This is a genomic window from Stenotrophomonas sp. CFBP 13724 (assembly GCF_014841975.1).
GTDB lineage: Bacteria > Pseudomonadota > Gammaproteobacteria > Xanthomonadales > Xanthomonadaceae > Stenotrophomonas > Stenotrophomonas lacuserhaii.
In genome coordinates, this window is record NZ_JACYUW010000001.1 from 1,140,047 (window position 1) to 1,151,458 (window position 11,412).

Consider the following 11,412-nt stretch of genomic DNA (forward strand, 5'->3'; position numbering starts at 1 on the left):
TGGTGGCTGAGGACCGCGGGTCGTCACGCTGTCGCTTGCCGCTGCGCTCGCCGAGCATGGCTATGCCGGTCGTCCTGACCGGCACCCTGCGGGCCGTCGCAAGCGACGTTGGCAGCGGCTCCTGCCGCCGCCTTCGGCGCTACCCGCTACCCGCTACCCGCTGCCTGTTACCGGCGCAGGCGGCTGTGGCGGAAGCCGTAACCGAAGTAGATAGCGAAACCGACCACGGTCCACACGCCCATCAGCATCCAGTTGTGGAACGTCATGGCCGACAGCAGCGCCATGCAGCTCAGCACGCCCAGGCTGCAGACCAGCCAGGCACCGCGGATGCGGAACGGCCGCGGCAGGTCCGGCTGGGTGCGGCGCAGTACCAGCACGCCGGCACACACCGCGGCGAAGGCGATCAGGGTGCCCATCGAGGTCAGCTCGCCCAGCACGTCCAACGGAAACAGCGCGGCCAGCAGGGCGATGCCGATGCCGGTGATCACCGTGTTGATGTGCGGAGTGCGGTACGTCGGGTGGATCTTGGTGAACAGGGGCGGCAACAGGCCGTCACGGCCCATGATCATGAAGATTCGCGGCTGGCCGATGATCATCACCAGCACCACAGAGGACAGGCCGACCAGCGCGCCGATTTCCACCACTACGCGCAGCCAGCCCAGCGACGGGTGGGCGGCCACGGCCGTCACCACCGGCTCATCGGTGCCCAGCAGGGTGTACGGCACCAGGCCGGTCATGACCGCGGCCATGGCGATGTAAAGGATGGTGCAGATCACCAGCGAGAGCATCATGCCGATCGGCATGTCACGCTGCGGACGGTGCGATTCCTGGGCCGCCACCGAGACGGCCTCGAAGCCGATGTAGGCGAAGAACACCATCGCCGCACCGCGCAGCACGCCTTCCATGCCGAACTGGCCGGGGCCCGTGTTTTCAGGAATGAACGGCTGCCAGTTGGCCGGGTCCACGTACTTCCAGCCCACTGCGATGACCAGGACGATCAGGCCGGTTTTCAGGATCACCATCGCCATGTTCATCGCCGAGGACTTGCGGATGCCGACGTAGCACAGCCAGGTCAGCAGCAGCACCAGGATCGCAGCGGGGATGTTGGCGATAGCCCCGGTGGGGCGCAGCTGGCCGTCCAGTGGCGCGCTGACCAGCGCGGCGGGCAGGTGGATGTCGAAATGGCTGAGCAGGCTGAGGAAGTAGCCGGTCCAGCTGACCGCCACCGCCGAGGCGGAGACGCCGTATTCCAGCACCAGCATCCAGCCGATGAACCACGCCGCCAGCTCACCGAAGGTGGCATAGGTGTAGCTGTAGGCACTGCCGGATACCGGCACCATCGCGGCGAATTCGGCGTAGGCCAGCGCGCAGAAACCGCAGCAGATGGCGGCCAGAACGAACGACAGCATGATCGCCGGACCGGCATGGTTGGCGGCGGCCTGGCCGGTGATGACGAAGATGCCGCCGCCGATCACTGCGCCGATGCCCAGTGCGGTCAGGCCCCAGGGTCCCAGCGTACGGGTGAGGCTGAGGCCGTTGGCATCTTCGTGGGCGGCGTGCGGGTGCTTGGTGGCCCACAGTTGCTTGAGCATGGGTGTGTGTTCTTGTCGGTGCGTGCAGGCATGCGGTGCCTGCGGGATGTGCTGGTATCAAAGCAGACGGGCCGGCCAGGAGCCGACCCGTCGATGTATCAGGAGGACTTGGCCAGCTTGCTGTTGCGCATGCCGTAACCGAAGTAGATCAACAGCCCAAGCACGGTCCAGCCGATGAACAGGTGCCAGTGTTCGCGGAAGGCCATGGCGAACAGGGTAAGGCACGCCAGCGCACCCAACGGACAGATCAGCCAAGCCATCGGCACGCGGAACGGACGCACCAGTTCCGGACGGGTGTAGCGCAGCACCAGCACGCCCACGCAGACGGTGGCGAAGGCCAGCAGGGTGCCCATCGACACCAGTTCACCGAGTACGTTCAGCGGCATCATGCCGGCCAGTGCCGCGGCGATGACACCGACGATGATGGTGGCCACGTAGGGCGTCTTGAAGCGCGCATGGACCTTGCCCAGGAAGCCCGGCAGCAGGCCGTCGCGGGAAATCGTGTAGGCGATGCGCGTCTGGCCCATCATCATCACCAGGATCACCGAGGACAGGCCGGCGATGGCGCCGATCTCCACGGCGGTTTTCAGCCATGCCAGCTGCGGATAAGCTTCCAGCGCGGTGGCGACCGGCTTGGCGGTTCCCAGCTGCTGGTAAGGCAGCAGGCCGGTCAGCACCAGGCACACGATCACGTAGATGATGGTGCAGACGGCCAGCGAGCCGAGCAGGCCGATCGGCATGTTGCGTTGCGGATCCTTGGTCTCGCCGGCGGCGGTGGACACCGCATCGAAGCCGATGAAGGCGAAGAACACGATCGAGCCGGCGCGCAGTACGCCACTCCAGCCGAACTCACCGAAGGTGCCGGTGTTCTCCGGGATGAAGGGCTGCCAGTTGGCCGTGTCGATGTGCGAGGCGCCAAAGCCGATGAACAGGCAGATCACGCTGACCTTGATCGCGACGATGATGCCGTTGACGAAGGACGACTGGGAAATGCCCACATACAGCAGGCCGGTCAGCACCGCCACGATCAACACCGCCGGCAGGTTGAACAGCTGCCCCGAGGCGACGAACTGGCCGCCTTCCCAGGCGATCGGGGCCGAACTGAGGGCGGCCGGGAAGGGCATGTCCAGCGTGGTGGTCACGAAGCTCAGCAGATAGGCCGACCAGGCAACGGCCACCGACGCAGAGGCAAACAGGTACTCCAGTACCAGGCACCAGCCGATGAACCAGGCCATGCCTTCGCCCAGCGTGGCATAGGAATAGGAATAGGCACTGCCGGAGACCGGCATCATCGCGGCGAACTCGGCATAGCACAGGCCGGCCAGTGCGCAGGCCAGGCCAGCGGCCACGAAGGACAGGGTGACGGCGGGGCCGGCATGGAACGCCGCGGCCTGGCCGGTCATCACGAAGATGCCCGCACCGATCACCGCACCGATGCCGAGCAGGATCAGGTGTTTTGCCGTGAGCGTCCGTTTCAGGGTGGCTTCGCCGTCCAGGCGGCCTTCGATGGGTTCGCCAGCGTCAACGTGTCCGGCTGGCTCAACCGGTTTGACCCTCAACAGAGCTTTCAGCATGCGGTACTTCCCTAGGTGGTCGTGGGGTGGCCGGCGATGCGTTGCCGCCGGCGCGTATGGTTGGTGAAGGCCATGCGAATGGCTCGCTGTACCTTAGCCAAAGCTGAAGGTGATGCACAAGCCGCATGTGCAACATTTTCTGGCGATAATGGCCGATACTTTTGCTGAACGCGTGGCGGACATGTCGGAAACTGTCGCAACCCTTGCCCTGCTTGACGATCCGTTGCGTCAACTGCTTCGCCGCTACGCGCTTGAAGTGCCTGTGCAGGGCGACTTGTCTGACGAATTCAGCACACTTCTGGATGATCCGTTGGATCCGTTTCTTCGCGAGCGGCTGGAAGGCCATTTCACTGGCAGCGCATGGCTGGTCAGCGCCGATGGGCAACGGGTTCTACTGACCCACCACCGCAAGCTGGACCGATGGCTGCAGCTGGGTGGCCATGCCGATGGCGATCACGACCTGGCGCGGGTGGCCTTCACTGAAGCCGTAGAAGAATCGGGCCTGTCCGGGCTGTCACTGGACGATCCGGCGATCTTCGATCTGGACAAGCATTGGATCCCGGAGCGTCACGACGTGCCGGGGCATTGGCACTACGACGTGCGTTTCGTGATCCGCGCGGGCGCTTCGGAAGCCTACGCGATCAGCGAAGAGTCGCTGGCGCTGGCCTGGCGCGACATCGCGCAGATCGTCGCCGACCCGCAGGCGGATGAGTCGCTGCGGCGGATGGCCCGCCGCTGGCTGGCCCGGTAGCGACGGCCGCTGGCCGTCCTCTATCCTTTGACCGTTGACCGTTGACCGTTGACCGTTGACCGTTGACGGCCAGCGGCCGTCACTACCCATCCGCTGGTCAGCTGTACAGCACGCGGGTGCGCAGGGTGCCGGGGATGGCGGCCAGTTCATCGCGAACGGCGGCCGCCTGCTCCACGCTGGCGGTGATGTCGATCACCACGTAGCCCACCTTCGCGTCAGTGCGCAGGAACTGGCCGTCGATGTTGACATTGTGGCGCGAGAAGATCTCGTTGACCTTGGACAGCACGCCCGGCACGTTGCGGTGGATGTGCAGCAGGCGCAGGCTGCCGTCGTGCTCGGGCAGGGTGACTTCGGGGAAGTTGACCGCGGTCAGGGTGCTGCCGTTGTCGCTGTAGCGCACCAGCTTGGCCGCCACCTCGATGCCGATGTTGTCCTGCGCTTCCAGCGTGCTGCCGCCCACGTGCGGGGTCAGGATCACGTTGTCGTGCGCGGTCAGCGGGGATTCGAAGAGGTCGCCGTTGCCCTTGGGTTCCACCGGGAATACATCCAGCGCCGCACCGCCGATGTGCCCGGAGCTGAGCGCTGCATCCAGCGCCGCGATGTCGACGATGGTGCCGCGCGCGGCGTTTATAACATGCGCGCCGCGGCGCATCTTCGCCAGTTCCGTCGCGCCGATCATCCACTGCGTGGCGGGGGTCTCCGGCACGTGCAGGGTGATGATGTCCGAGCGTTCCAGCAGGTCGTCCAGGCTGACCGCGGCGCGCGCGTTGCCCAGCGCCAGCTTGGCCTCAACATCGTGGAAGATCACCTGCAGGCCCAGCGATTCGGCCAGTACGCCGACCTGGGTGCCGATATGGCCGTAGCCGATGATGCCCAGCGTCTTGCCGCGCACTTCGTGGCTGCCGGCAGCCGATTTGGACCAGCCACCGCGGTGGCATTCGGCGTTCTTCTGCGGGATCCCGCGGGTCAGCATGATGGCTTCGGCGATCACCAGTTCGGCCACGCTGCGCGTGTTGGAGTAGGGCGCGTTGAACACCGGGATGCCGGCCAGTTCAGCTGCGTCCAGGTCGACCTGGTTGGTGCCGATGCAGAAGCAGCCCACCGCGATCACGCGCTTGGCCTCGGCCAGTACCTCGGCCGACAGCTGGCTGCGCGATCGGATGCCGACGATGTGGGCTTCGGCGATGCGCGCCTTGAGCTCCTCTTCCGGCAGGGCCTTGGAATGCAGTTCGATCTGGCTGTAGCCGGCCGCAGAGAACACGTCCACGGCGGTCTGGCTGACCCCCTCCAGCAACAACACGCGGATATCCTGCTTGGGGTAGGAGGTCTTCTTCGGCGACATGGGACGGCACGGCCAGTGGGACAAGGGCTCATCACTATGCCAGATGCAGCCGCCCATGGTGCACTGCGGAATTGGTTGCAGACGTAGCCATTCCTGATCGCGCGCAGGGCTGGACGCTGGGCTGCCGCGCTGGCACGCTTTCCCGTTCTGCCTGCGTTTGCCTGGACTGACTGGACTGCCATGACCGATCCCCGCGTTGCCTCCCTCCAGCAGGCCGTTCCCGACCTGCGCCTGAAGACCGACGCGGCTGATCTGGAGCATTACGGGCGCGACTGGACCCGGCGCTGGACTCCGGCACCATTGGCCATCGCGTTGCCGGCCAGCGTGGAAGAGGTGCAGGCGGTGATGCGCTGGAGTGCTGCCGAAGGCGTCGCCGTGGTGCCGTCGGGCGGACGTACCGGCCTGTCCGGCGGCGCGGTGGCGGCCAACGGCGAACTGGTGCTGAGCCTTGAGCGCATGAGCAAGGCGCTGTGCTACGACGCGGTGGACCGGACCCTGGTGGTGCAGGCCGGCATGCCGCTGGAGGCGCTGCACAACGCGGCGCTGGAGCACGGGCTGATCTACCCGGTGGATTTCGCCGCGCGCGGCTCCTGCTCGATCGGCGGCAACATCGCCACCAATGCCGGGGGTATCCGCGTGATCCGCTACGGCAACACCCGCGAGTGGATTGCCGGGCTGAAGGTTGTCACCGCTGACGGTGAGCTGCTGGAGCTCAACAAGGGCCTGATCAAGAACTCCAGCGGCTATGACTTCCGCCAGCTGCTGATCGGCTCGGAGGGCACGCTGGGGGTGATCGTGGAGGCCACGGTGAAGCTGACCGATCCGCCGCCGGCCAGCAACGTGATGCTGCTCGCCGTGCCCAGCTTCGAGGTGCTGATGCAGGTGTTCGCTGCGTTCCGTGCGCGGCTGCAGCTGCAGGCCTTCGAGTTCTTCACCGCGCAGGCGCTCAGGCATGTGCTGGCCCATGGTGCGCAGGCGCCGTTCGACGAGGTGCATCCGTATTACGTGGTGACCGAATTCGCCGCCGGGGACGAAGCGCAGGAGGCGGCGGCGATGGCGGCGTTCGAAGACTGCATGGGCAATGGCTGGGTCATCGACGGCGTGATCAGTGCCAGTGACGCCCAGGCCGCGCAGTTGTGGCGCCTGCGCGAGGGCATCACCGAGGCGGTCGCACGTTACAAGCCGTACAAGAACGACGTATCGGTGCGGATCTCGGCGATGCCGGCGTTCCTCGCTGAGACCCAGGCGCTGATCACCCAGGCTTACCCGCAGTTCGACGTCGTGTGGTTCGGCCACATCGGCGATGGCAACCTGCACATCAACGTGCTCAAGCCCGATGACACCGGCGATGCGGAGTTCCTGCAGCAGTGTGAGCAGGTAACCAAGCTGCTGGCGCAGGTGCTGGCACGTTTCGATGGCAGCATTTCCGCCGAGCACGGCATCGGGCTGGTCAAGAAAGCCTACCTGGACAGCACCCGCGGGCCGGCCGAAATCGGCTTGATGAAGGCGGTCAAGCGCGCGTTTGATCCGCAAGCCCGGCTGAATCCCGGCAAGGTCTTTGATCTCTGAGCTGCCGTTTGCGTCAGGGGTCGGGTACGCTCTGCACGATCCCTTCACGAGTAGACCGATGATGACCCGACTGCCTTCGCTGCTGGTTCCCTTCGCGCTGTCCCTGCTGGCGCTGCCGCTGGCTGCCGGTGCTTCCAGCTTCGCCGGAACTTCGGCGGGCTCGGCCTCCGGTGCCTCGTCCAATTCGTCGGGCAGCAGCTCCGGCGATGACAAGGTGATCCTGGCTGCGCGCGATGATGCAGCCGCCTTCGTTGCCAGCGATGGCCAGATCCGTGGCGCCCGCCTGCAGGCGGCGCTGGTCCATCTACGTGAGCAGGATGCGGCGGCCCGCGCAACCAGCGACCTCGCGCTGGCCCAGGCGCTGCTCGCGCGCTGATGACGATGCGCCGCCACGCGTGGTTGGCGTGGTGGCTGCTGTGCCTGGCACCTGCCGCGCAGGGGTTCGAGCTGGTACCTGACCTGCACGGGCTGGACGCTGACGAACGCGCCCGTGCCGAGCGCGCCGTGGATGCCGTGGCCCAGCGCCTGCCTGGCACGCTGCGCGCGGCGCTGCCACCGCAGGTGCCGGTGCGCTGGGTCGATACGCTACCTACGCATGTTGCCGGCCGCGCGTTCGCCGGCGACATACAGCTGCAGCGATCTCTGCTTGATGGCCATGGAGACGCGGCTGGCCGTGTGCTGCAGGCCGCGCTGATCCACGAACTGGTGCACGTGGCTGATCGCGCGCAGGCCGGTGGATGGTCGGGCCAGGCGCGCTTGCGCGAACTGGCCGGATGGCAGCGCCGTCCCTGGAAACTGGGGCGCAGCGCGAATCGTTTCAGTGACCGCAGCCCGGACGACTACGAGCGCAAGAGTGCCGCCGAATACCTGGCGGTCAATGCAGAGCACTGGTTGCTGGATGCGGACTTCGGTTGCCGCCGTCCGGCGCTGGCGACCTGGCTTTCCGCGACGCTGGGCCCGACGCCACGGCAGGCGGACTGCGATGCCGGCGTGCCACTTCTCCAGGCCGGTGCGGAGGAAGGCCTGGTTGAACTGATGCGATTGGATCCGGCGCGCGTTTACGCGGTGGATTACCTGTTCGCCGAGAGCGGCGACGTACCGATGAGCCGCTGGGGCCACAGCATGCTGCGGCTGGTGATCTGCCGCGAGGGCAGGGTGCCCGGACCGGCCTGCCGGCTGGACCTGGACCAGCACCGGGTGCTGTCGTTCCGCGCGTTCGTGGGTGATGTCGAGCTGTCCAGCTGGCGTGGCCTGACCGGTGGCTACCCCTCACGCCTGTTCGTGCTGCCGCTGCAGCAGGTAGTGGATGAGTACACCAAGGTGGAACTGCGCGGCCTTGCCTCGCTGCCGTTGCAGCTCTCCGCGCAGGAGATTGCCGGCCTGCTCGAGCGCAGCGCGCAGGTGCACTGGAGCTACGACGGTCGCTATTACTTCATCGGCAACAACTGCGCGGTGGAAACGGCCAAGCTGCTGCAGGCGGGCGTGCCTGCGCTGCAGGAGGCCGGCATCGAACGCATCAGCCCACGCGGGCTCCGGCGCAGGCTGGCGCGGCTGGGCAGGCTGGATGAAAGCGTGCTGGATGACCGCGCCGCGGCGATCCGCGAGGGCTACTACTTCGAATCCAGCGACCAGCACTACGACCTGCTGTTCGCGGCGGCGCGCGAGGAACTGTTGCTGCCGGCGCGTGATGCGCAGGCATGGCTGAAGCTGGACGCCGCAACGCGTACGCCGTGGCTGCAACGTGGCGGGCTGCGCGCCACTGCCGGCCTGCTGCTGCTGGAGCAGGCCGCGTCCGCACGCGCCGAGCTGCGTGCGCGCGACACATTGAAGCGTGCCCTGCTGTCAGAACGTGACAGCGACGGGGCGCGGCAGTTGCAGACGTTGCTGGAGCAGGCAGGGCAATGGCTGCAGCCCGGCGCGTTGCTGGGTGGGCCGGGGTATGGACTGCCGCAGGCCGATGAGCTCGCCGCGTTGCAGCCACGGCTGCTGGCAGCATCGACGCAGGCACCGCAGGCCTGGAAGCAGTTGCGACAGCAGATGCGCGTGCAGCTGCCAGTGCAGCAGCGGCAGGAGCTGGACACGTTGGATGCCAACCTGCATGCACTCCGGACGCATCTGCGTGCGCAGGCCGCCACGCCGGCTCCGGCGGGAATCTGAACGCCACGCCTGGCGTTTCCCCTCGCGTTGACGGTGCGGATGTTAGCGTGGTGTGCTGTTGAATGATGTCGAGGAGCGCACATGCGTCCATCTTTTTTCCTGCTGCCCACCGTGCTGGTGGTTGCCTTGGCCGTCGCCTGCCAGCCTGCGGCGGATCCAGAACCGAACCGCGAGGCCGCCGCTGCTGGGCCTTCCGATGCGCCGGCGGCGGTTGTTGCTCCGGCCGCTGAGGGGCGTTCCTCCGACGCCTTCCGCGCGACCGGCAACGAGCCGGGCTGGTTGGCTGAAGTCGCCGCAGGTGGTGCTTCGGCGCTGCGCGTGGAAGTGGATTACGGCCAGACACGGTACGAGGTGGTTGCCCCCACACATGGCCCGGACGGCTGGGCCGGCGCGGCTGCCGATGGCACGCCGATCAAGTTGAGCGTGCAGCGGGTGCCGTGCCAGGACGATATGAGTGGCAAGACCTTCGATGCGAAGGCGATGCTGACCGTGGGCACGCGCCAGCTGCACGGCTGCGGGAGTTTCAGCGCGGCGCAGTGAGCTGCGCGCAGGGTAGCGCCGAGCCATGCTCGGCGGCTCCTTGCTGACGCGGTCTGATGGATTCCGCCGAGCATGGCTCGGCGCTACAGCTTTTTTTCTCCCCCACCCTCGGCTGGCGCCACCGGAACCTGTCCGGCCCAGTCCACGCACGCCACCGCGAAAATAACTATCTCGACACTCAGTCGGCGCGGCCGCCGAATTCGCCGGTGGCGGTGTTGACCAGCACGCGTTCGCCGTTGGCGATGTACTCCGGCACCATGATTTCCAGGCCGGTGCTCAGCTTGGCCGGCTTCGGTCGCTTGGTGGCGGTGCCGCCCTTCATCTCCGGTGGGGTCTCGACCACTTCCAGCACGACGCTGGTCGGCAGCTGGATCGCCACGGGCTGATCGTCGATCACCTGCACGTAGATGCCGGCCAGGCCGTCGGTGATGTAGCCGGCGTCATCGCCGATCACGTCTGCATCCAGGGTGTAGGGAGTGTAATCCTCGTCGTCCATGAACACGAACGCTTCGCCATCTTTGTACGAGTAGGTCGACAGGCGGCGCAGCAGTTCCACTTCCGGCAGGTTGTCATCGGAATCGAAGCTGGCGTCGAGCTTGTTGCCGCCCGGCACGCTGTACATGATGAAACGGAAGCGGACATTGCCGCCGCGGCCCTGCGGCGAGCTGCGTTCGATGTCGCGGATCTGGTACACGCCGTTGTTGTATTCGACGACGTTGCCCTTCTTGATATCGCTGGCTTTCATGGTGGTGTAGGTCGGTTGGGGGAGGGCGCCGTCCCGGCGCCCGGGGGAATCACTTCGGAGCGAGCCGGGTGGCGCCGTCCAGGCGGATGGTCTCGCCGTTGATATAGGTATTGCCGAGAATGTAAGCGACCAGGCTGGCAAAGTCTTCCGGCTTGCCCAGTCGCGACGGGAACGGGATCGAGGCGGCCAGCGATTCCTGCACGGCCGGCGGCATGCCGTCGACCATCGGCGTCCAGAACACGCCGGGGGCGATGGTGTTGACGCGGATGCCGAAGCGCGAGAGTTCGCGGGCCATCGGCAGGGTCATCGAGACCACGCCGCCCTTGGAGGCGGCATACGCGGCCTGCCCGATCTGCCCTTCATAGGCGGCGATGCTGGCGGTGTTGATGATCACCCCGCGCTCGCCGTCCGGACCGGCGTCGTTGTGCTGGATGCGGTTGGCCGCGGCCTTGGCGAGGTTGAAGCTGCCGACCAGATTGACCATCACCGTACCCTGGAAACCGGCCAGCGGCATCGGGCCTTCCTTGCCCAGCACGCGGCCGGCGCCGAGGATGCCGGCGCAGTTCACTGCCACGTTGAGTCCGCCGAGGAAGGCGTGGGCCTGTTCGATGGCTTCGGCCACGGCGGCCTCGTCGCTGACGTTGACCTGCTGGTAGGACGCGTTCGCCTGTCCCAGGGCAGCGACGGCGGCGGCGCCTTTTTCATCGTTGAGGTCGAACAGCGCGACCTTGCCGCCGTGGGCGACGAGGTGTTCGGCCACGGCCAGGCCGAGGCCGGAAACACCACCGGTGATGACGGCACGTACGTTGGACAACTGCATTGCACGGTCCTGCTGGTTCAAGAGTCCGCGATTCTAGCGGAAGGCGCGTGCGGGGCCGTTGTGCAGTGCGTTGGGATGGGGGTATGGATGCCGGGCTTGCAGCCCGGCGCCTGCGTTCTGGAGCAACGGCTAACGTCAAAAGCCGCGGGGCTGTGTGTTGGCGGGGCGGGGTGGGTTGGCGGGGGACGGCAAAGACTGCATCCATGCGGGCCTTGTTTCGCGCCATCCATGGCGCTCAACACCCCCGCCAACCCACCCCGCCCCACCTTCGACAGGTTCACGGCGGCCCTGGTAGCGCCGACCCATGGTCGGCGGATGGTGG

The 11,412-nt window shown here is 66.6% G+C and carries 10 protein-coding genes; 5 read left to right on the forward strand and 5 right to left on the reverse strand.

From position 1 onward, the window contains the following. Positions 1-167 precede the first annotated feature (167 nt). Together IFT63_RS04940 and IFT63_RS04945 are read right to left on the reverse strand one after the other, a co-directional pair. The gene (locus IFT63_RS04940; protein ID WP_042613954.1) at positions 168-1,592 is read right to left on the reverse strand and encodes an amino acid permease; all 1,425 of its coding nucleotides are present in this window, start codon (positions 1,590-1,592) and stop codon (positions 168-170) included. Between the two features lie 98 nt (positions 1,593-1,690). Further along, a complete protein-coding gene (locus tag IFT63_RS04945; protein ID WP_192083407.1) occupies positions 1,691-3,166 on the reverse strand; it encodes an amino acid permease in 1,476 nt (491 codons plus the stop codon). Positions 3,167-3,347: 181 nt separating this feature from the next. Here IFT63_RS04945 and IFT63_RS04950 point away from each other — a divergent pair, with 181 nt between their 5' ends. Next, positions 3,348-3,917 carry an NUDIX hydrolase gene (locus IFT63_RS04950; protein WP_192084140.1) on the forward strand — a complete coding sequence of 190 codons (570 nt, stop codon included), beginning with the start codon at positions 3,348-3,350 and terminating at the stop codon, positions 3,915-3,917. Between the two features lie 97 nt (positions 3,918-4,014). Here the strand turns inward: IFT63_RS04950 and serA are convergent, their stop codons facing one another. Continuing rightward, a complete protein-coding gene (serA, locus tag IFT63_RS04955) occupies positions 4,015-5,259 on the reverse strand; it encodes a phosphoglycerate dehydrogenase (protein ID WP_192083408.1) in 1,245 nt (414 codons plus the stop codon). Positions 5,260-5,439: 180 nt separating this feature from the next. Here serA and IFT63_RS04960 point away from each other — a divergent pair, with 180 nt between their 5' ends. The 4 genes from IFT63_RS04960 to IFT63_RS04975 all read left to right on the forward strand — a co-directional run bounded on the left by IFT63_RS04960 (position 5,440) and on the right by IFT63_RS04975 (position 9,525). Then, positions 5,440-6,828, forward strand: coding sequence for an FAD-binding oxidoreductase (locus tag IFT63_RS04960; protein ID WP_192083409.1), 1,389 nt, complete (start codon positions 5,440-5,442; stop codon positions 6,826-6,828). 70 nt (positions 6,829-6,898) lie between these two features. Then, positions 6,899-7,204: a DUF2388 domain-containing protein gene (locus tag IFT63_RS04965; RefSeq protein WP_192084141.1), complete on the forward strand. Its 306-nt coding sequence runs from the start codon at positions 6,899-6,901 to the stop codon at positions 7,202-7,204. Further along, a complete protein-coding gene (locus IFT63_RS04970; protein WP_192083410.1) occupies positions 7,204-8,985 on the forward strand; it encodes a DUF4105 domain-containing protein in 1,782 nt (593 codons plus the stop codon). Before IFT63_RS04965 ends, IFT63_RS04970 begins: the two co-directional genes overlap by 1 nt. An 81-nt stretch (positions 8,986-9,066) precedes the next feature. After that, entirely contained in the window at positions 9,067-9,525 is a 459-nt protein-coding gene (locus tag IFT63_RS04975) for a hypothetical protein (RefSeq protein ID WP_052811970.1), read from the forward strand. A 178-nt stretch (positions 9,526-9,703) separates the two neighbouring features. Here the strand turns inward: IFT63_RS04975 and yeiP are convergent, their stop codons facing one another. Beyond that, positions 9,704-10,270 carry an elongation factor P-like protein YeiP gene (yeiP, locus tag IFT63_RS04980; RefSeq protein ID WP_042613949.1) on the reverse strand — a complete coding sequence of 189 codons (567 nt, stop codon included), beginning with the start codon at positions 10,268-10,270 and terminating at the stop codon, positions 9,704-9,706. Between the two features lie 49 nt (positions 10,271-10,319). Further along, complete coding sequence (locus IFT63_RS04985; protein WP_042613948.1) at positions 10,320-11,090, reverse strand: SDR family oxidoreductase; 771 nt, start codon at positions 11,088-11,090, stop codon at positions 10,320-10,322. Positions 11,091-11,412 lie beyond the last annotated feature (322 nt).

Bases quoted from the DNA above. Each gene is read 5' to 3' on its own strand.
- IFT63_RS04940 (WP_042613954.1), bottom strand. From the start codon at position 1,592: ATGCTCAAGCAACTGTGGGCCACCAAGCACCCGCACGCCGCCCACGAA.
- serA (WP_192083408.1), bottom strand. From the start codon at position 5,259: ATGTCGCCGAAGAAGACCTCCTACCCCAAGCAGGATATCCGCGTGTTG.
- yeiP (WP_042613949.1), bottom strand. From the start codon at position 10,270: ATGAAAGCCAGCGATATCAAGAAGGGCAACGTCGTCGAATACAACAAC.
- IFT63_RS04945 (WP_192083407.1), bottom strand. From the start codon at position 3,166: ATGCTGAAAGCTCTGTTGAGGGTCAAACCGGTTGAGCCAGCCGGACAC.
- IFT63_RS04960 (WP_192083409.1), top strand. From the start codon at position 5,440: ATGACCGATCCCCGCGTTGCCTCCCTCCAGCAGGCCGTTCCCGACCTG.
- IFT63_RS04985 (WP_042613948.1), bottom strand. From the start codon at position 11,090: ATGCAGTTGTCCAACGTACGTGCCGTCATCACCGGTGGTGTTTCCGGC.
- IFT63_RS04975 (WP_052811970.1), top strand. From the start codon at position 9,067: ATGCGTCCATCTTTTTTCCTGCTGCCCACCGTGCTGGTGGTTGCCTTG.
- IFT63_RS04970 (WP_192083410.1), top strand. From the start codon at position 7,204: ATGACGATGCGCCGCCACGCGTGGTTGGCGTGGTGGCTGCTGTGCCTG.
- IFT63_RS04950 (WP_192084140.1), top strand. From the start codon at position 3,348: ATGTCGGAAACTGTCGCAACCCTTGCCCTGCTTGACGATCCGTTGCGT.